The 24,364-nt window shown below is 24.7% G+C and carries 4 protein-coding genes; all 4 read left to right on the forward strand.

The features are described from left to right. Window positions 1-2,780 precede the first annotated feature (2,780 nt). Window positions 2,781-5,060, forward strand: a complete 2,280-nt coding sequence (metE, locus tag GFV14_RS01510) for a 5-methyltetrahydropteroyltriglutamate--homocysteine S-methyltransferase (protein ID WP_457914578.1) — start codon at window positions 2,781-2,783, stop codon at window positions 5,058-5,060. A 10,918-nt stretch (window positions 5,061-15,978) separates the two neighbouring features. Beyond that, window positions 15,979-16,917 carry a bifunctional riboflavin kinase/FAD synthetase gene (ribF, locus tag GFV14_RS01515; protein WP_457914579.1) on the forward strand — a complete coding sequence of 313 codons (939 nt, stop codon included), beginning with the start codon at window positions 15,979-15,981 and terminating at the stop codon, window positions 16,915-16,917. Window positions 16,918-16,943: 26 nt separating this feature from the next. After that, window positions 16,944-19,754, forward strand: coding sequence for an isoleucine--tRNA ligase (ileS, locus tag GFV14_RS01520; protein WP_457914580.1), 2,811 nt, complete (start codon window positions 16,944-16,946; stop codon window positions 19,752-19,754). Further along, window positions 19,754-20,242, forward strand: a complete 489-nt coding sequence (gene lspA, locus GFV14_RS01525; protein WP_457914581.1) for a signal peptidase II — start codon at window positions 19,754-19,756, stop codon at window positions 20,240-20,242. The genes ileS and lspA overlap by 1 nt, the downstream gene beginning before the upstream one ends. Window positions 20,243-24,364 lie beyond the last annotated feature (4,122 nt).

Consider the following 24,364-nt stretch of genomic DNA (forward strand, 5'->3'; position numbering starts at 1 on the left):
AATCTTTAATCAAAAAAATATTTTTAGATTATATAATCTGTTTTATATGATTTTAGAAAACTTTAATTCATTTTAGTAAATTTATATATATTTTTAAAATATGTAGCATTAGAAAAATAATGTATTGATAATGAGCAATCTTTTTAATAAGTTTCAGTATGTACTTGAATATAAATAGATTTGTTATGAAGATAATGGAAAATAGATGATGTTGATTACTGAACATCGACAAATAATATTTGGTAAAATTATATTTATTAACTTATGTTATATAGTAGATTTTTTTAAGTATTAACAGTGAGTTTTCAGTGGTTCGATCAGTGCAAGAAATTTCTAATATGTATATTTTGTTAATAAAGAAAATCATTTCTATGAATAATGAGTTAAGAGATTATTAATAGATAATTTCTAATATATTTTTTTTAAAGAATTTAGAATTTTTTTAGGTTGTAACTCTTTAAAAAAATAATTATACGATTATATAATGAAATTATACTCAGTATAATTTGTGGAAGGAAATTGAAGGGGAGAGTAGATGAATATTCTATTATTAAGTTAATAATAGTGTGTTGTGAATCCTAAAAGCGTCTTTATTAATTAAAAAAGATAAAAGAATAAAACAGAGATCTGGTAATATCAGTAAGTTCATTAAAATTTTTCAACTCTACATGGATCTATCAGAGAAAATATATACACTTCTCTTGAAGAGAAGTTATTTTATTTTTTAGATGTGTTTTGAAAGAGATTGTATATCAAAATGTCATTGTTAGTGTGTTCGAAAGATATATATCCTTTTACTGAGAAAAACATTGACTAACTCACGCAATTAGTTTATTAAATAAATATTATAAAAACTATCTTGTCAGAAGTTATGAGATAATAATCTTATTTCTTTCTTTTTTTCTCATTTTTTAGCAAAAATTAAGTTTGTATATTAATATATCCATTTTATAAAAACCATAGTTTGATCAGTTTTATTAAAATTATTTTAGATTTATTGTGTATATTACATATTGCGTGAAATAGTCATGAAAACTAAAAGTTTAGTAATAAATAGTATCAGGTAAAGTAAAACGCTAAAACTTTTTCTCAATATGAAAAAAAGTTTAAAAAATAAGATTAGTCAAAGATATTCAATAAATTTCATTTTGTTGCTCAATATTGAAAATATACTTATTTATAAAAATTTTATATGTTTTCATGTTTTATAGATTTCTATATAGTTTCAAAAAGAGTAATTATTAAAAAACTGAGATCGCAGTAATTTTTACTAAAAATGCTACATTATTATTTAAAATTTTAAATAATAAATACTAAAAAAATAGATCTGTGTTTTTACAAAAAAAAGTATTAAACATTCTGCTTTTGAAGCTGTTTCTAGCAGTGTAAGATTGCGTATATAATATGCATAATTATATATAATAAAATATTAAGAATATACATATATTTTGTAAAATATATATGATTCGATAAAACTATTTCTAATCTTAAATAAGATATAGTCGTAGATCTTTAAGATAAATGCACTGTAATTATCGTCACAATAGGTAACCTTAGTGACAGATAGAAAATATCTGAATACCTTGTAACTTTTAGAAATAATTATTTTTCTGTATTGAAAATGTATGAACAACTTTGAAATTTTTCGGATAAAAAATCGGATCTGTTGATTATACACTGAACGTGATTGTGATAATCGCACAATTTAATACACTGCACTTTCAATGTGATTAGAAACATTTTAAGGTTGCGAAGGATAGTTAATGCACGGAAAGAATATTAGCTTTTAGAAAAAACTGAGAGTGATATTTTAATATACCAATTTCAGAATGTAAGCTTAATATTTATTATCTTAAACTAGTTTAGAAAACATGTTAAATAATCTTTCACTAATGAAATTTTATAATCTTTTCATGTATCTAAAGTTATTAAATTCGTTTTAATTAAAAAGCACTACTTAAAAATATTAAAAATAATTAAATCATTTGATAATTTGTAATGAAGTCGTTCTTTTCGTAATATTTTTAGTTGAGTACAGGCGTGGCTTATTAGATATCTAGATCGTTAATTATCTGTATTAATATCCAGGTTTTAAAATATATTGTGTACTTTGTATTTTGATAACAAGTGTGCAGAAAAGTGAGTATGCTATATATACTAGTTAAACATACTAACTAAGTATAATTTCTGTTGTATTCATGTAAGTCTATGATTATAATATAATTTATATATATTTTACTAATATTTATTTTTTATGTGAAATAGATGGATAATGTGTGTTAATAGTGTTTTTTATGAGAATAAGTTTTTGTTTAGTTCATTACTTTCAATAAGTTATGAAAGATATTGTGAAATTGTATTATTTCAGCGAATTGTTGAAATTAAATTGATAGCTGTCGGTTAGTTTGCATCTTTTTGTCATAAAGTCAGTTTTCTATAAGTATTCGATAGAAATATATTCCATTACACAATTTCATGCGTATATTATCATTACACTAATTAGTTTTTATTAATTAATCGTGATGAATAAAAATTTAACAACTTCAATAATATTTGAAATTACTACATTTAGGTAAAAATCTAATGAAGTTAATCATTGCTATGTTGAAGTTTTTGTTAATCACATGTTATTTGAATTCCTAGAATATTTTAACATTTTTTAATTTGATCATGAGAAATCTTCACGGTAACAATGAATAATTTGCGCTTGTACTTTATAGGCTCTTGATTGATTATAAATATGTAAATCTTTAGACGGCTAAATATTTTAAGGAGCAAACATGTCTGTTATAAATCATACACTTGGTTTTCCAAGTGTCGGTTTAAAAAGAGAATTAAAACGTGCACAAGAAGATTATTGGGCAGGAAAGATCGACCAAACCGCTCTTTTAGAGACAGGATATAAACTGCGTACTCGTCACTGGCAACAACAAAAAGACGCCGGTGTGAACTTATTACCTGCAGGAGATTTCGCTTGGTATGATAAGGTGTTGTCAACCAGCTTACTATTAGGTAATATACCGCCTCGTCATCAAAACAATGATAATTTAATTGATTTAGATACTTTATTTAGAGTAGCGCGTGGTCATGCACCAACAGGGAAGCCTGCAGCAGCAGGAGAGATGACTAAATGGTTTAATACTAATTACCACTATATTGTTCCTGAATTTTCAAAAGGGCAAAAGTTTTCTCTATCGTGGACACAACTTTTTGATGAAGTTGATGAAGCATTAGCTTTAGGATATCAGATTAAACCTGTATTAATTGGTCCGTTGACTTACCTTTGGTTAGGGAAAGTAAAAGGCGAATCATTCGACCGTTTATCATTATTGAATGAATTGATAGATGTATATCAGAAAATTCTTTCACGTTTGTCTCAACAAGGCATAGAATGGGTTCAACTTGATGAGCCAACCTTAGTTTTGGACTTGCCTAATGAGTGGAAAGAGGCTTATAAAATAGCTTATCAAGCATTAACAGGTAAAGTTAAGATACTACTTACAACTTATTTTGATAGTGTTGGTCATCATCTTGATTTAATTAAACAGCTCACAGTACAAGGGTTACATGTTGATATAGTGTCGGGTTGTGATGACATTCACAAATTACAGCAATCACTACCGCAGGATTGGGTATTATCACTTGGAATTATTAATGGACGTAATGTATGGAAGTCAGATTTAAGTGAAAAATTTTTGCGGGTGAAACCACTACTTGGCCAACGTGCTTTATGGATAGGTTCATCTTGCTCTCTCCTTCATAGCCCAATTGATTTAAATACTGAAACACATTTGGATACAGAAGTGAAAGGTTGGTTTTCTTTTGCTCTACAAAAATGTGAAGAGTTAGCAATGTTGTCAAAAGCGTTAAATCAGCCAACAGAAGACAATATTTCTGCATTAGAAAAATACAGTACACCAATTCGTTCGCGTAAAACTTCAACTCGTGTTAATAATTTAGCAGTGTCACAACGTCTAAGTACTATTCGTGAGGAGGATTTTGAGCGTAATAACTCATATTTAATTCGTTCAAAATGTCAACGTGAGCGTTTTAATTTGCCTTTATGGCCGACGACAACAATTGGCTCTTTTCCACAAACAAGTGAGATAAGAAAGCTACGTTTAGACTTTAAAAAAGGTAATGTAAATAAAACGTATTACCACACACGTATTAATGAGTATATTAAGCAAGCAATTAAAGAGCAAGAACTATTAGATATTGATGTTCTTGTGCATGGTGAAGCTGAGCGTAATGATATGGTCGAGTACTTCGGTGAGCATTTAAATGGTTATGTATTCACTCAAAATGGCTGGGTACAAAGCTATGGTTCTCGTTGTGTAAAACCTCCTGTAATTATTGGTGATATTAGTCGATCAGGAGCTATTACGCTTGACTGGGCTAAATACGCACAATCTCTTACAAAAAAACCTGTTAAAGGCATGTTAACTGGACCTGTGACTATTCTGAGCTGGTCATTTCCCCGTGAAGATCTCAGTCGAGAAATTATTTCTAAGCAAATTGCATTAGCATTACGGGATGAAGTAGATGATTTACAAAAAGCGGGCATTGGTATCATTCAAATTGATGAGCCAGCGTTACGTGAAGGTCTACCTTTACGCAAGGACGAATGGGTAGAGTACTTAAATTGGGCAGTAAATGCTTTTAAATTAAGTGCTGCGATAGCTAAAGATGATACTCAGATCCATACTCATATGTGTTATTGTGAGTTTAACGACATCATGGAATCAATTTCTGCACTAGATGCAGACGTCATTACTATTGAAACTTCGCGTTCAGATATGGATTTGCTGGATGTATTTGAAAATTTTGATTATCCTAATGAGATAGGGCCTGGTGTTTATGATATTCACTCACCAAATGTGCCCAGTGTATATTCGATAGTTTCATTGTTAAGAAAAGCAGCAGACCGCGTGCCAGTTGAACGTCTATGGGTAAATCCAGATTGTGGGTTAAAAACACGTAATTGGTTAGAAACTCGCCAATCACTTGCTAATATGGTTAAAGCGGCTAAACAATTAAGAATTGAGTTTCAATCTTAATATTTAATTTAATAAAAATAGATAGGTGAATCAATAAAGTAATCTATCTATTTTTTTGTATTCTTACGTTTTTGATTTTCTCGTTTTATACTGATAATGACTTTTGATAGTGATTAATCAAGAAAAAATATGAAGTTTTTAATGATGTTATTTTTATCCTTTGAGTGGAATAAAAATGATCTTAACTTAGGGTAGTAATAGTTTAAGTGCTATTTAAAATCATCGATTAATCAAGTAATCACAATTGTTGATGCACATTTTATTAACTCATTATTGTGATTTTCAAACATATTGTATTTATAATGTGATAACATGTTAAAAACAATACCCTTACAAAGTAGTTTATTTATATTCATATATTTAAAATAATGTAATTTAATTCATAGTTCTTAAGAAATTTTCAATTAATTAAACATTTTAAACTTATGCGTAGTATTTTTATTGATTAAACTAACGGAAAGATTTTTATAATTTTTTTTGGAATGTTATCTATTATTTAAGATTAGAATAATATTTATAGTACTATAAGACTGGTTTTTTGTGTTAAGAGTGTATTTAGTATGTTATTGTATAATAAAATGTAGTAAATATTATTTTAAAGATTAAATAAGATCATTTGAATATTCTTTTACTTATCATACTATATTCAGTAATCCTTTTCTGTTCACTTAATATATATTGAATAATTGAATCCTGTATGTGCATATTAAAAGTATGTTACGCATTGTATTTCAGTATTATGATGATGTTAACTAGTATGATGATTAAGCTTATTTAAAAATATTTTGTTAGTCTCATCGTTATTTATTGCATTATTTTCACGAAGGAAAACATTATCTTCAGAATCAGAAGTATCTATATGATATTAAGATATCTGTAATATTATTTATTGTAATTATCATTATGTTGAAATAAAGATTGAATATATACCTGTTAGGTATCGCTTAATTTTAGAAATATTTTATTGAATCGTATGTATACAATTATGTATAAGTTTCATCTGTATTCTTAATATTTTTAAATGTATCACTATAACAGTTTGTTAATGCTTTGTATGTTTCTGTAATAATTTTTTCCAATCAGACGTCTAATGTTATTTCTGGTAATATATAACTATATTTTCTGATGATCTGTCTTTTTTAAATTTTACAATAGTAAATATGAGAATCTTTTTAAAAAAAATTATGGTGAAAAAACTTTTTTGATAACTGATGTTGCAGATCTTGAAGATATATATCAATGCAAAAAATAATTAATATATATAGATATTTCTTGGAATATATCTCTGCCGGTTATGCAACTTTATCGTTAGTAAAGATATTAGTTATAAAGTTTCATGAGAATGATATTCTAAGAAGAGAGCGCCTGATAGTAATTGTTGTAAGTATTTTTTTTAACGATAATATTTTATTGATGAGTTTATACACATTCTTGTTTTAGAGTCCAAAATTAATCAATATAATTTTAACAGATAAAAAGATTATTATATACGTATCTAATTTTATCTCAGCATTACAAAAATATTAAATACTCATTATTAATAATTATTTAGGTATTATTATGGGTAGTGTTATGATATATCATATTAATTCTTACTATTTTATTTTTATAAGTGTACGCATGTGAGATTGTAAGAATGATTTCAAAAACTATTTAAAACATTTTCTGTGTCAATTAATCAATTAAATCAATATATGCAACCTAGATCAGGTTTAATTAATATGATTGAGCAGAGAAAAGTAACCTATATAGCCAATAAACTTTATTTTTATTAAAGTGTTTTGTTCTTTGTTATCTAGATACGATATAGGTGTCTTAGAAGTGTATTTATTGAATAAAGACGAAGAATTATTTAATTATAATATCATTTATGAAGCTGTCTCTGAGTTATACTGTGCTTTCTATTAAGAATATTATAATATTTAATTAAACAGCACCTCATCTTCAACATATATTTTAAAATAGCAATAAATAAATGCATGGTGTCTTTTTTTTCATGAAAATTATATCATGTTCAGTAAGTGTTGCTGTTAATGAATAAATATTAAATCATATTAAAATATCAAAAGAATTGTTTCTTGTAGTTTTTAAAATAAGAACTCGTTTTATATTAACGTTGTTATATATAGTTTTATTTTTGAAGTATTTTTTAAAAGTGTTTATAAATTTTATTTTCTAAGCACTTAACATTGCTTCTATTTTGGCTCTTATCTTAATATCTAGATTGTTAATTGATTGACTTTACTGTGATTGCACTTGGATTTCTAAACCTCTCAATCGCTTTCTTTCATTATTTTATAAACGCTTAAAATCCGTTTATTTTTTATATTTATATTTTTCGTCTGATTTTTTTGATTTTAAAAAAATAGCTTAGATACTTTACATTTACTAAAATTGTTTTACTTCTATCAGTAAACTTTAGTTTCATGAATTAGATATTATCAAAGTTTGATAATATTAAGTATAAAGAGGTTTGCCAGTTTTAATAATTTTATAATAGACAAGTTAATAAACTATATTTTTAGTTAAATAGTTTTTGAATGACACTAATGTTATGATATTCACAATAAAGATAGATAATTACCAATATCTTCATAATTTAAATAATTAAAGATATATTATTCAGCTATTATTAAAGTAATAGTTTTTTAAAACAGATTTTTACAATTTTATTAAATAGATCATAACTATAAAATAAGTATGAAGTTTCGTAAAAGACATAAATCTTAATATATATAAGAATTTTTTCATGTAAATTCAGAATGTTAAAAAAGTATTTTAATAAATCTAAATAATATAAGATCTTTTTTAAAATTCCTCATTTAGAAAAATAAAATTCCATACCCTACTTTTGTACTGTTATAATGTGTATTTTAAATATATTACTTAAAGATAATTTATTATAATTTATCGGGTGATAAAATGAGAAAGCTTATTAGGAACAGTCAATTTTTTAAAATTTCTTAATTAAAATTAGTTTATATATTATAAGTATATATAATATAACTATCATTATTATGAGCATAAAGACTTCACTAAAATCTTTAATAAATATCTGTATTGCTTCAACTATGATTTATAAAATATAGTCTTCTCTCAACCTTTAAGATTGTAATAACTAAATATTATGCTGGTGCTTTATCGCATATGAATTATTCCAATAAAGCGTGTAAATACTTAACTCAGTGAACTGAAGAGGTGCACTTGCATTTTTTTGCACCTGTTAATAAAGTTAGCATGATAAAACAATAGAATATATTTAATGTTATAATAACTGATTTTCAAATGGAATTTTTCTATAAGTCTTCAATGAATTAGGGAAAATCATATACAATAAATTGTGTGTCTAGAGGATGTAGAGAATCAGTAAGTGTGAAGCCAATTTTGTAACATTGAAAGACCAGTAACTAAGCTGCTTAGCTTATTGTATCTATCAATTATTTAGTGATGATTAGATATAAGTAGAAAATCCATTACAGTTTACTATTCTCAATCTAAGAAAAATTTTAGTTTTGTAAAAATAATTTTAAATTATATAAAAATAGTAAGCTATTAAGTGAAAATAGTTGAAATTTAAATTCAGAAGTTACATTAATAATTATAGAAAATTTTCATCTTTATTCTATTAACAAGATGAATAGTTATTTAAAAGTTCACTGTTGAAGTCATTTAAAAATGTCTTGGTAAAAATAAAAGCTATTTAATTAAATAATAGATAGAATTTGCATTCTATGTCTAAGAGATTATTAGCAGCGTATCAGAATACGATATAATTTAAAAATAATTTTTTATTATTAATATCATGAAATATTTTATTGAGTTATTTTAAAATAGCTATTATTGGAGATGATTTCTATCATTTTTTATGATCGATCATATTAATGATATTAAACTATATTATTGCTTTTTTATCTATGTAGAAAAAACTAAAAAGAATAGTGAATATAATTATTTGAACGATATTGATACTATAAAGTATGATAAGCGTTGGGTGAAATTAGTTTTTACTGAATAATTTAGTAATTATACTATATTATTTTAAGAAATGATAGTAATAGATAAAAGCTATCAATATGCAAAAGAGAATATTAATTTTAATGCAATTGATACTAGAAAATAAACTAAGCTTTTACTAAGTGACTTTATGTTAAGCATATTTAAAGCAATTAACATACGTTCATTCAATGATTTTTGAATTTTTTTTGAAAAATAGTTATATTCTTGAGTTTTTAAATCAGATAAAATACAACTGAGTCAGTTGTGGATTTTTTTAGGTAAAACCTGTAGGTATCTTATCTAAAGCATTATTTCTTGGATTAAATTTTCTATATGTATAGAGGACTGTATAATAACATTCAAGAGTATATTTAGATAGTGCATATATTTAAATTTACTTTCTCTAAAGATCGTACTCTATATTTTTAAAATAATTTTCATCACATCTGATAGCGATAGATAATGTTTTTTAAAAAACTAGAGATTTTAGTGATTTTAACAACTAAAAATAGTAGAGTAATTGTATATATGATCTGTTTTAATTATTAGCGTTTATTTGAATGTATTGTATTTCTCAGAGCTATTATTGATAGCTAATATAAAAACTAAGATGTATTACATAGCAGTACATAGTTTAAATAATCCTAAAAAATTAAGTGCGAAGTTATTCTAGTTTACCTTGAACATCTTATCTCTTGTCACAAGAGTGACTACGAAAAATAAATGCTTAAAAATATTAAATTATTATTGAGAGATCTGTATGTTATTTTATATAATTTTCGTTCTTTTTTAAGGTCTGTATAGTTTTTACATAAAAATATAATATATTTTAGTTTAACAAATGTAAATCTGGTATTATGATATCTCTTAAATCTTTGATAGTAGGAATTTTTTCTTCTAATCTTATTTTATATTAGATAATCTAATGTTTAGAGTTCCATATTAAAATATTAAGTTTATTATCTTTAACTATTTAAAAATGTTTGTTTAGTATATTCTGCATGCTATCCAAAAAATCTTTGACTTAAACAATTTTTATCTGTTAATACATGATTGATGTATATCAGTCATTTTTCGTTTCAAACAGAAAACTTTTTTAAGTTGTATTGCAATTTTTTTTCAAACTATGTTTATTTTATAAATTATTTATATTAATGATTTGTAAAATCAGTGTTAGTTTTTAACCATTATAAATAAGGATCTTTCCAATGACAGTTTGAATACCTGTACTAGTAATTTTCATTCTATCTTTGATAAAATTATTATTATAACAGTTTATAATAGTAAGATACAGTGTTATTTTTGCAAGATAATGAATTAGTATGTCCTACTAGAAAGCGTTGTAAAGTATATATCAATTTTTTTAGTATATATAAGTATATTACTGATAAGTAATAATAAGTCAATATGTTGAAATGTTTTTTTGGATAATATCATTCTTATAGTCTGTTTCTATGCCTATAAAATACACGAATATAATAATACTTCAAAAGTATTTTGAATAGCATTGTACATAAATATACTCATTTATCAATAATACAAAAACTGGTATCTTCGTTCTCTTGATCTTGTATTTATTGTTTAACTCTGAAATAATGTTTTATTATAGAAATTATTCAATGTCTATAAATACACTTGATCATTTAAAATATAACGTAATACATTAGATGAAACATGATTATATTTTAGTTAAAAAGTGCAAAGATTTAATGAGTTTTAGTTTTATGTTTAGAGTTAAAAATTAACGAGCTTGATTTTTTTAATGTTCTTATAAACAAAACCTTCAGATCGCATTCTTCTTACTGTTAATTATTATTGAAATTAATTACAAAATTATCAATTAATATTTTACAATATCTTTACAATAACTGAATGATTTTAATATCCGTATTAACGATTGTTATTATGATACTTCACAATAGCAGCACAATTATCAACTATGATAGTAGTTATTAACTGTAGACCCATTAACTTTATGAAATTACTTAGACTAGTTAAAATTAAACAAAATAACTATTAAACCTATGGTTATTTTAAGTGAATTTTTATTATAAATAATTTACAAAATTATGAGGTTATAAGATAGAAGTGCTGAGATTATGCTGAACATGTAATTAGTTTAGCAATATATTATATAAAGATAATATAGGTTACTTAGGGAGATTATTTGTTGTTATTAAATCGGATACAGTTGTAAAGTTATTGTAGTATTGTCATCATTGTTTAATAGCAATATAATAATACTTAGCGCTCTTGTTTAGCATTAATTCTTTCTTAGAGTAACAGATCATCACTAAAAAAATATTGTTATTGTTAGGCAATAGTCTTTTCTAGTGGGTATTAACTGAGCTTTCAAAGTCAATGTTGCTTGCATTGCAATATTTGTAGATTATATTTAAATGATACGGTCTTTTATTATAAGAACTTGATAAGTTTCTTTTATTTTGGTACTGAAATCTTCAGAAAATATTAAACTAATATCTACTATCACTAGATAGTTTATATTAGTATTCAGAGTTCTGGAAGCTGTTAGCATTCTGAATAGAATAGCAACAATTACTATAGTATGCTTTTTCTTAATAGTATAGTATTTTATATAAATAAATAAAATTAAAGCGAATGATATTGGATGTACATGGCACACTAATAGTGATTAATTGATTCGATAAACTAATTTAACTTAGCAGTTATTATATTTTAGTGGTATCATACAGGTTATATTAGTCAGAATATGTAACATTATAATAATATAGATAGACTCAAATATAAATGATCTTACGCTTATAAGTATTTAAATTTAAAGAAATAATTATTGATTAACCCGGTTTAATTTATTTATATTTTTTTATCGTTTTAGTGCTTTTAATATTAATTAAGGTTTAGGGCATTCACAATATCATAAGACAATCTTGATAATAGATTATAGCGCTATCAAGTTTCTTTATACTTCTGGATTTTTACAAGCTTGTTTAAAAAGCGATAAACTTTTAATTTAAAGAAGATATTAAATCTTAAAATTATTTTGGGAAATATTATTACTTTCAATAATAAAGTTAATATTTATTAATCAAACTTTTTATGAAAATAAAACGTTTAATGTGTTATAAAATTATATTTTCATTATTAGCAGTAGTATTACGATACTTTGTAAATGTATTGTATTGTTCTTAGAGAGGTCTATAAATTACCAAACACAACTACATAAACTTTGATATTAAAATAAACTTGTAGTTGATTTCTTTAAAGTATTTGACAAATAAGTTTATTCATAATTATTCACGGTACTTTAGGCATGCAAGCATTTTTTTTAAACTATCTTGATAAGTAGTACTAAGCAGTATATTTTGACTATTGATTGTATTAGTCTCTTAAGAATAATTTAATTTTTATTTCAAGGAAGAATTTCTATTTATACTTAAACGCCGTTAGTTATGAGCTCTTCTTGATATTAAAATGTTATAGCAAATTTTATGTACGACTCTGATTTGTTTAACAATAATATCTTTAGGAAATGGTGATTTTATGATTATATTAGTTATGAACTAGCAGTTTATTTAGTCTTACGCTATTGTTATGTATTACGGCACTTAAGTTAAAGCTATAAGTGACTCATTTGTTATTACCTCAATATTGTACAAGTTTATTTTTTATTATCATGAACATGAATAATTAGAGTATTTTTCTTAAACAAGGCATATTAACTTGTTCTAGTATAATGACATATGTTAAATGTGATTGATTTATAGCAACGTAAGATCTTAATTATCAGTGCAGCTTGACTCAGTCAATCTTGGCTGGGTATTTAAGTCTTTACTTGGATACGTGAAACGGATTAACAAGGCTAAAGTTATTAATAGTGCTTCTTAAACTAATTTATTACTTGATGAATAGTGTGATTAAGTAAGATGGCAGAATATTTAGATTAATTTCATGAGTTTCTCTGATAAGGAACAATCACGAAATCGTTTTAGAAAACGTAATAAATTATTTATATAACACTATACGACATAAAAAGTAAGGCTCACATTTTTTAAAAATATGTTTTAAACATGGTTAGTATAACGAAAAAGTTTGCAGTTGTGAGTTTTGAGAATAAAATAATGATCATTATTTTATATGTTAGTTTAAAAATATATCAAAAAATATATCTTATATCATAAGTGATAGAAAGCAAGAAGAAGGAAAAAGATCCTAGATTTTTTATTTTTTTTTGTTATGATTCTATGTGTTTGTAGTGTATAGTACTGGTTTTTATATTGGTTAGTTTTATAAATAATGAAGTGTTATGGTATCTTTGTATATATATTAAAATCAGTAGAGTCAGTTGGAGAAGCGTAGTAAATATTTATAAATAATTAGTGCCAGCAATATGCGCTTCGATTCTTGTCGTCATACCAGAAATCGGCAGCAATGCTTTGAGTGTGCCTGTGTTTAGAAAATAATTCATCGTTGTTAATGAAAAAAGAATATTGACAGGTATGCTATATAGAAGATCTTTTTTTAATGTTCAATCGTTAAAATAGACTATATTAAATTTATGGTGGAGTTATGGATAGTATACGAAAATTTGGAATTCTATAATGGATCATTATACTAAATATAACGCAGATAATAGTTACGTATTTATTTGATTATGAATTATTCAGCATAAAGATGGGTAACATAGAGAATAAGCATTTGATATAATTCTAATGCACATCATGTGTGTTAAGACAATCATTAAGTGTATATAGCACTTTGTTATTATTTAATCGTTCATTAGTTTAAAAATATGACTAATGTTTTATTTAAAAATTTACGTATTATTACTCTAGACTGAAACATTATTAGAATTTTGGACATGACATATCTTAATATATAATTTAGACATGAGAACAGATTAAATGATATCTAGTACTAGGATAAGACTTAGATGATCTAGAAAATATAGTTTTTCTATTTTTCAGAGTAATTATTTAGGTATTTATTGTCTGCTTTAAGCAGAAATGATTTTGTGATGGCTCGATAATTTTGCTGAAATTTCAATTAAATAACTTTAGTTCTGGATATATTCTCCTCTTAGTTCATCATTTTTAGATATATTGAATAATTTGAACATTAATTAAAGTTCATGTTTGATTAAATGTTATTTAATACTTATTTGAATACTTAAATTATACTGGCTTCGTTTAAGCTAATAGTACTCCATATCATAGCTCGTCAAGAGAATAACTTTATGCAGTGTATAATACAATTTTATAGTGGCCTCAACATTTTCCTGAGATAATAAGACGGTATCTTTAAAATAAATTTTTCGCGTTTGTATTAGATAATTTGGAGTAATAATGTTGAAAATTTTTAATGCTTGGATTATATATATTAAACACTTATCTTTACTTATGGTGAACATTTTTTAAGAGAGATCTACGCGTGTTATTCATGTCATTATGAATATAATAGCTATAGAAGTTAATCATCATCTATAACTGAATGTCACTATTATTTATATTTCTCAATTTTTGAGTTTATTCATACGTCTCAATCGCATGGCACATATAAATATTATTATTAAGTCATATAATAATATTTTTGTCTTAATGATTTCATCAATATCTCTGTTTTTGACTAAAAGAATTTTTTATTTTAAGAGATAATTGTATTATTTTCAGATATCGTATTTATATATTGATAAATTCATGATTATGTTTCTTTAACGCATTGTACGTAATTTTCTGTTTTTAAAAATCTAGGTTATTGTCTCATTAATAATTTATATTATTTTACTAAAATAAGGGATTATAAATGTTATAGAAAGTACGAAAAAGTTATAAATAAAAAATTGTTTATATAAAGAATGCTTAAACAATAATTAAATACTAATGTGAATCTTAATTAATTTATTTAAAATAAATGAATGAATAGACTATTAATTATAAGTTTAGTATTGGAATAGATTAAAAACTAAATAAAATACTGCGTTACATTGTTTAAAATAAGCATTTACTTTAGTAGATAAAATCTTGATTAACTCATCATAAAATTAAAGATTTGATTATGTGAAGATCTAAATTAGAGATGCAGAGTTATTTATTTTTTATAATGTAATAAATGTTATTGATACTTTTATGCGTATAAAGCATTGTCTTTTATATTCATAAGAGTATTAATGTAAATAGAGTAGATACTAGCTGTTGAGCATATTCTAAATATTGGAAATAGAAAACAGTTTCTAAGTTATTCAAAGTAGACATGAGTCATGTCCCTCATATAAATAAACATTAGCTAAATATTCTTGTTTAGACGTAATAGTAAATATTTTGTATTTTTATAGAGTTTTATGAAACAGTCTCTACATCTTTGTTAGTAAATAGTATTGATTGAATAGAGTAACGTATGTCTAATCAGATATGTAGTGTATAAAATATACTCAGAAGAAAAGTAATTAGCTATTAATTACATTTTGTAATTTTAAATATTCTTTATTGCACCAATGGGACAGAGCTTATATGAGTAAAAAAGTTTTTTGATGATGTGCATAGTATATGCTACGAAATTATTATAATAAAACAAATCTCATACACTGTATTATTATAAAGTAAAATAAAATATTAAGTTGATTAACTAATATAATTATAAAGGAAAAATCGACTAACTTAAATTTTATAATAAGTATATAAATATTTATTATAAAATTTATGACGATAAAATTTATTGTTTTTTTGTATATAAAATTTTGAATATTTTTTAAAAAATATTTTTAATGTTTAATTAAATATAATGTGTATTATTATAATGATGAATTTACAAGAATTAAGTGAAACATTACTCGAGAGAAATATTTCAGTCTACATTTAAAGTTCAATATAACCTTTTACAACCAACATGGTAACCTGAAGTGTTATATGAGGTATAATTTAGTAATTTCCTCGGCATTGAGCTTACTATGGAGTTGATTCGCGGTATACAAAATATTCAATCATATCATTACGGGTGCGTATTGACTATTGGTAACTTTGATGGTGTCCATCGAGGACATCAGATTTTACTGAAGAATTTAAAGCTAAAAAGTAGACAGTTAGGCCTGCCAACTATTGTAATGATTTTTGAACCACAGCCTCTTGAATTTTTTATTGGCAAGAAAGCACCTGCTCGTTTGACGTGTCTGCGTGATAAAGTGCAATATTTAGCAGAGTGTGATATTGATTATCTGCTTTGTGTTGAGTTTAATCAGTATTTCGCTTCTCTTACTCCTAATGCATTTATAGCTGATTTATTAGTCAAAAAATTAGGTGTAAAATATCTTGCAATTGGTGAGGATTTTCGTTTTGGTAAAAATCGTGTTGGAGATGTTAGTTTACTAGAGAACGCTGGAAGCCAATATGGATTTAACATTTTCAATACAGAGAGTTTTTGCGAATTAGGTTTACGTATTAGTAGTACTGTGATTCGAAAAGTAATAAAAGCTCATGATTTTGCATTTGCTGAGCTTTTATTAGGTCATCCCTATAGAATCAGTGGGCGTGTTATCCATGGGAATAAATTAGGGCGAACAATTGGTTTTCCAACTGCAAATGTATCACTAAAACGACTGGTGACACCAGTGATGGGTGTATATGCTGTAGAAGTATATGGATTAGGAAAACGTCCATTGCCTGGTGTAGCGAATATAGGTAGTAGACCAACAGTATCGGGTAAAGACCAACAATTAGAGATTCATCTAATTAATTCCAGAATGAATTTATACGGGTGTCATATTAATGTTGTGCTACGTAAAAAATTACGTAACGAAAGGCGTTTTGTTTCATTGGATGCACTTAAGGAGCAAATCGCTAAAGATGTAGTTATAGCTAGAGAGTATTTAGCTGAAATAGGTGTAAAATAATTTAGTGGAAATGGAACGAACAATTGATGAGTAATTATAAACATACCTTGAATCTACCAAAAACAGATTTTCCAATGCGGGGAGATCTTGCTAAACGCGAACCAAAAATTTTAGAGCGCTGGTATAAAGAAGGTTTATATCAAGCAATTCGTCAAGCAAAATTTGGCAAAAAAACTTTTTTTCTGCATGATGGACCGCCTTATGCTAATGGTAACATCCATATTGGTCACTCAGTTAATAAAATACTTAAAGATATTATTATTAAAGCTAAGGGATTAGCGGGTTTTGATTCTCCTTACATCCCTGGTTGGGATTGTCATGGCTTACCTATTGAACATCAAGTTGAACAAATTATAGGGAAACCTGGAACAAAAGTTTCATCTGCTGAATTTCGTATGCAGTGTCGTCAATACGCAACGCAGCAAGTTGAAAAGCAAAGAGCTGGTTTTATGCGTTTAGGTGTTGTAGGTGAGTGGGATAAGCCATATTTAACGATGGATTTTAAAACAGAAGCGAATATTATCAGAGCACTGAATAAAACTATCGCTAATGGTCATTTATTCAAAGGAATTAAGCCTATTCATTGGTGTACAACATGTAGGTCTTCTCTAGCTGAAGCAGAAGTTGAGTATTATGACAAAACGTCACCATCTATCTATGTACGTTTTCCTGCGGTTGATAGTAAAAAGGTAAATGAAAAATTCGGTGTAAAAACAGATAAAATGTCATCATTAATCATTTGGACAACTACACCTTGGACTTTACCTGCGAATCGTGCAATTTGTTTAAACTCAAAATTTAAATACCAATTAATTCAATTAAATAATGAGTTAGTAATTTTAGCAGCAGATTTAGTAAAACCGGTCATGAAGAAAATAGGTATTATAGTGTGGAAAATCCTTGGTGACTGTGATGGTAGCGAATTAGAATTTTTACGTTTTCAACATCCATTTATGGATTTTGATATTCCTGCGATTTTAGGTGAACACGTTACGTTAAATTCAGGCTCAGGTGCCGTGCATACCGCACCTGGACATAGTCCAGAAGACTATGTGATCAGTCAAAAATACAATCTAAAGATTGTGAATCTAGTAGGTCCTAATGGTTGTTATTTAAATAATACCTATCCAAATTTAGATGGTGTATTTATTTTTAAAGCTGATTATTTAATTATTAAACTATTACAAGAAAAAAATGCATTATTACATGAAGAATCTATTTTACACAGTTATCCATGTTGTTGGCGCCACAAAACTCCTATTATTTTTCGTGCAATACCACAATGGTTTATTGGCATGGATAATAATAATCTGCGTAAGCAAGCCCTTAAAGAAATAGAACATGTTCAATGGATACCAGATTGGGGTCGTGCACGAATTGAATCGATGATTGAAAGCCGTCAGGATTGGTGCATTTCACGTCAGCGTACTTGGGGTATTCCTATGTCATTGTTTGTACATAAAGATACTGATGAATTGCATCCACGTACTTTAGAACTAATGACAGAAGTTGCTAGGCGTGTTGAATTGGATGGTATTCAAGCATGGTGGGATCTCGATTCTACTGAGATGCTTGGTGATGAAGCTGATATCTATCGTAAAATACCAGACACTTTAGACGTATGGTTTGAATCAGGCTCAACACACTTTTCAGTTATTGATGTTCGTCCAGAGTATTATGGTCGTTCTGCGGATATGTATTTAGAGGGTTCTGATCAGCATCGTGGTTGGTTTATGTCATCTTTAATGCTATCAATAGCAATAAAAGGGAAAGCGCCTTATTGTCAGGTTCTTACTCATGGTTTTACAGTCGATGGTCAAGGTCGAAAAATGTCTAAATCTTTAGGCAATACAGTCAGCCCACTGGATGTAATAAATACATTAGGTGCTGATATCTTGCGTCTATGGGTAGCGTCAACAGATTATACTGGTGAAATTGTCGTCTCAGATGAAATTTTAAAACATACAGCAGATTCTTATCGTCGCATTCGTAATACAGCGCGTTTTTTATTAGCTAATTTAAATGGTTTTCATCCAGATACTGATATGGTGAAACCAGAAAATATGATTATATTAGATAGATGGATAGTTGGTCGAGCTAAGTCAATACAAGAAAGAATAGTAAAATCTTATAATGAGTATGATTTTTTGTCAGTCATTCAACATATAATGTATTTTTGTTCTATTGAAATGGGATCTTTTTATCTGGATATAATTAAAGATCGTCAGTATACTTTAAAAAATGATTGCATTGCTCGTCGCAGCTGTCAAACAGCTTTATATCATATTCTAGAAGCGTTAGTTCGTTGGATTTCACCAGTACTCTCCTTTACAGCAGATGAAATCTGGCATGAGTTACCAGGTAAACATGCTCAGTTTGTTTTTACAGAAGAATGGTATGATAAATTGTTTGGTTTGAGCTTATCAGAAAAAATGCATGATGGTTTTTGGGAAGAACTATTAGTTGTTCGTGGTGAAGTTAACAAGGTACTTGAGCGAGCACGTGTGAATAAATACATTACTTCTTTTTTAGAGGCATCAATAATTTTATATGCAAATCAAGATCTTGCGAATAAACTTAATAGTTTAGGTGATGAACTGCGTTTTGTTCTATTAACTTCTCAAGTTATTGTTTTTGACATAGACTCTGCACCAAAAAATGCGAAACAATCTAATTTGAATAATTTAAAAATATTTTTTAGAAAAGCATCGGGGGAAAAATGCCCTCGCTGTTGGCATTATGTTGAGAATATAGGTGTAGAGGCTAAATACCCTAAACTGTGCAGGCGCTGTGTTACTAACATAGTAGGCAGTGGTGAAGTACGTAAGTTTGTATAATGAAAAAGCTTATTCGTTCTAGTGGGATATATTGGTTATGGTTAACTTTTGTGCTTCTTATTTTAGATTTTGGTATTAAACAGTTTGTTATAAACACAATGAATCTATATGAAAATTATCCAATTATGCCTAGTTTGAATTGGATATATATACGAAATTTTGGTGCGGCATTTAGTTTTCTAGCAGATGAAGAAGGGTGGCAGTGTTGGTTTTTTTCTGGAGTTTCCATAGTAATATCAATTTTTTTAATAATAATCATGTGTCGTCAAAGTGTAGAAAAATGGTTAACTAATATTGCATATGCATTGATTATTAGTGGAGCTCTTGGCAATCTTACTGATCGCTTAATGTATGGTTTTGTAATTGATTATATTGATTTTTACATCGGAAACTGGCATTATCCAACATTTAATCTTGAAGATATTTCAATTTGTATTGGTGTCTTTCTGATTATATTAGAAGGTTTTTTACTGGATAATGGTAAATAATTAGTTACCGTTATTGAGATGGTGAGTTTGTTTTTAGATATTTTCAAATGTAGTTAGTGTTATTTATATTTTTGGAATAAAAATTTATAGTGATGTAGAATAGTCGATCAATATTTTCACAAAGCAATTTTTATTAATTAGCCTCTAATAATGATAAATGTTTCTAAAAAATTGATATTTAAACATTATATGTGTGTATTACTGTATATTTACAAAACAATTACTAGTGCCATATACCTCTGAACTGTATTTTCAGAGGGAGTATTGAATGTTATATTTTCTATTTTAGCAAGTGAAACTTTAAAATAGTTGATAGTCTGTTTAAGAAAAAAATTTTAAATACACAGTTAGCGATTTAGTGTCTATAGTTATTGGAATATTAATAGCATTTCATAATTATTTACGTAAAAAGCAATGAAGCATATAGATGTAACTCCTGTAAAATCTATAATATAGGTAAAACTTTCTTTAATTAAATGATCTATTAAGTCGGGTTCTGCAAGTTTGCATTATTGAATGTTAAAATTTTATCATGAATAAAAAGCGAAAACATAATTTTATTATACAAAAATTATTCAAATGTATAAAAAATGTTAGTGAATAAATTTCTTGTTCTAAAAGATTTGTGAATGGCTATGGAACCATAGCCTAAGTATAATTATTTTTACACTGACATATACTGAATTGTATATTTTAATATAATCCTAACATAGTTAGCATATTTAGTGCATCATAGTTAAATTAATGACAATATAGTCGGATAAATATGAAATTTAAGAGACATTTGAATACTTGTTCATAAGTTTATGATTATGTTATTTATTGTATTTTCTGTGACGAAAATACTAAATAGGTTATCAAATTAATACATATATTTATTTTTTATAAAAAATAAAATTAGTATATAAAATATAATAATATAAATGCTTACGTATTGATTATATATCTTATTTTTTCGATTAACGTGTGTTATTTAAAAAAGACTATTTTGATATCTAGATAGTGTGATTTCATTTTTAATGAGTAAGTAATTAAGATTATCAATTATTTATTATAAAACTGATATAATTGCAATACCATAACATTTGAATACACAATATATTTGTATATTTATACAAATATAGCATTTTAATAATAAATTATTATTTTAAAATTCATATATTTTATATTTCTATGAAACTGAAGTTATTACTTATCTACTAATCAATAAATAAATAATATTATTAGATAATTTTATTATTTTTTAATTAGATTAATTTTCTTTTCATATCAATCTACCATAAACTAAAATAGTTAACAAGGTTTTTATATTATTTACGATAAATTTCATCATTAATATATATAATTTATTATTCATAATAAAATATAATTATAAAATAATTTAATGGACTTTACTGTTATTATAAATTTGTTGTAATTATATAATTTTCTATAACAAGGAGATGATAAAAATCTGTAATGTAGTAGAATCGATACAATTATGCTTATTTTTTGAATATTTTTAAAAGAGAAAAATGACCGCCATATTATTAATGTGACTTATATTCATTTAAACATATGAGTATAACTTATTAAAAGTATGAATTCTATTTTATATATTATTACATGATTTATATAAAATAATTTAAAATCATCATAATACAATTTATGAAAATATAATAATTATTATATTTTCATAAATAGTTTAGTTATTTTATATTTTATATTTTTATATTCTATAATTAATAAAGTGTATGCTATACTAAGGAAGAACGTTATTAATATCTAAATATTATTTTTTTCATGAGTGAATTCTTTATTTTAAGATTATTAATTGTATTCTTAAATAAACTCATTTTATTTTAGTATTTAGTTTAATCCTTATCTATAACTTTATTAGATTATACTTACATTATTAGATAATATTAAATATAGATTATTTTACGAGAATTTAATTTTTTTTAAAATAGGTAATTAATAAAGAAATATAATGAATTAAAAATGAAATTATTTTAATTATAAATATATTTTTTATTTTTAAAAATAAAAATTTTTACAGTACTATCTTGATTATTTTATATAAATGTATAAAGTGTAAATGTAATGAATAGTCAATCGTCATATTCTAAAAGAAACTAAATAATAGAAGTGACTTTTAATACAGTACATACAGAATTTATAAAATATTCATGATTTATTCTAAAAACAAAAAATAATTTAAATAATTATATTAAATACAATCTAAGAATCTCATTATTTAAGTCAAAAATTCTAAATTTTAATTAATTATTTAATATAATTAATAATTTACATGTTAACAATATTATAAAATTAGGTTCTTACTTTTTTTAAAATCAAGTATGTGAAATATTTATTTTAGTATACATACTGAAAATTTGAAATTCGTATATTTTATAATGTTTGAAAATAAAATATAATTTTAATATAAATAAATAGATTATAAACACGATAAAATTTTCGTGTAATAAAATACATAGTTTTTCTGTAAATTAAATAAATAATATATTTATACATTTTTAAATTAGTTATTTTAAGTAATTTTATGTAATATAATATACAAAAATATTATTCGAAAATTTTTTTAAGAAAGTTAAAAATCTATTAACTTAATTCATAATATATACTTAAAATGTTTATATAGATTCATATACTATAATAGTAGTATTTAATCAATTATTTATTTTTTTATTTTTATATATATTGAAATAATTTATTAAAATTACTAGTTAGATTAAAAAAGAATAGTACTATTATTTATTTTATTACTTTATTTATTTCATGATATAAAAATTTAACTATACATATTAATAAATTTTATTTAGTGAAAGAATAGAAATTTAACTAAATTTATAGAAATAAAATTTACTTCAAGTATCAATGTAAAATATTATGTAATATAATTAATAATATACATTATAGAGATATATTGTATTATTATGTATCTATTAAAAAATACTGGTAAGATATAAAATTAATTTTTAATGAAAATATTAAATAATTATTAGTATTAATTTTAAAGATTAATACTAATTGTATAAATATTTTATTGAGTGATTTTATAAAAAAATATAAACATTTAAATTAAAAATTAAATATAGAATAAAATTAGGTACATTTAAAATGATATCATTCAGTTATAATGATTCTTTAAAATCTAAAAAAACTATAATATTCGCCTTACACTATATTTTTTATTTATTATGGTATATGTAATAATATCTAGAAAATATACTATGCTATAAATTATTATAAATTTTTATCTTTAAACCTGTTAAGTTCTTAATAGTATCTAAAAATACAAGTATATTATTATATTAGTAATATAAAATAAGATTATGTTAATTTATCTTTTATGTAATTTAAGAACTTAAAAGATTTATATTATTACGTTGACATATAAGTGTTTTATCATTTATTAAAATATTACTTAATTAAATATTATACCGTATTATTATTTAGTAGATTAATTACATAATAATTTATTATTTTATTTGGAAATTAGTTGAAAAAAATAAAATAAGTAATAATAATAAATAATATCATTTATTTATGAGATTTTTATTAGTTTCTAAAATTAGTAATCAAAATCATAAAATTCTTGATAGATCTAAAATATTTAATTTTTCGCTTATAGTAGCTGTATTGAGTATTTTATTCAGTTATATTGTTTATTTTATGTAAGAAATGTAATACACTTATTTTATTATTAAGTTTTGTTCGCATCTATCTTTTTTTTGTACTTTGACAATATTATAAAATTTAATACACACATTAAGATTAGGTAGATATTATTAAACAATATAAATGAAGTAATATAAAAGTCAGAGTAATAATGAGAGTTTTCTATGTTTAGTGTTTATATATTATCTACTAATTTTAATTATATTTGATTACATTTATATTAACTTATGTGTTTCTATAAAAATTTTTGTTAATTTAAAAAATTAAAATTTTATATAATTAAGTTATTATATAGAATTTTAATTCTATAGTATGTTATTTCTTAAGTTTTATTCACAGTTTCCTGTTTGTGTAATTTTTAAAAAACGTAATATGTTATGATATGAATTTTAATATTAGTTATCTCACTTATTCTATATATAGAGATATTGAAAAATCTGG

Source organism: Candidatus Hartigia pinicola, assembly GCA_020541205.1.
Classification (GTDB): domain Bacteria; phylum Pseudomonadota; class Gammaproteobacteria; order Enterobacterales; family Enterobacteriaceae; genus Hartigia; species Hartigia pinicola.

Excerpts from the sequence above, each read along its gene's own strand:
- lspA (WP_457914581.1), top strand. The coding sequence starts at position 19,754 with ATGAAAAAGCTTATTCGTTCTAGTGGGATATATTGGTTATGGTTAACT.
- ribF (WP_457914579.1), top strand. The coding sequence starts at position 15,979 with ATGGAGTTGATTCGCGGTATACAAAATATTCAATCATATCATTACGGG.
- ileS (WP_457914580.1), top strand. The coding sequence starts at position 16,944 with ATGAGTAATTATAAACATACCTTGAATCTACCAAAAACAGATTTTCCA.
- metE (WP_457914578.1), top strand. The coding sequence starts at position 2,781 with ATGTCTGTTATAAATCATACACTTGGTTTTCCAAGTGTCGGTTTAAAA.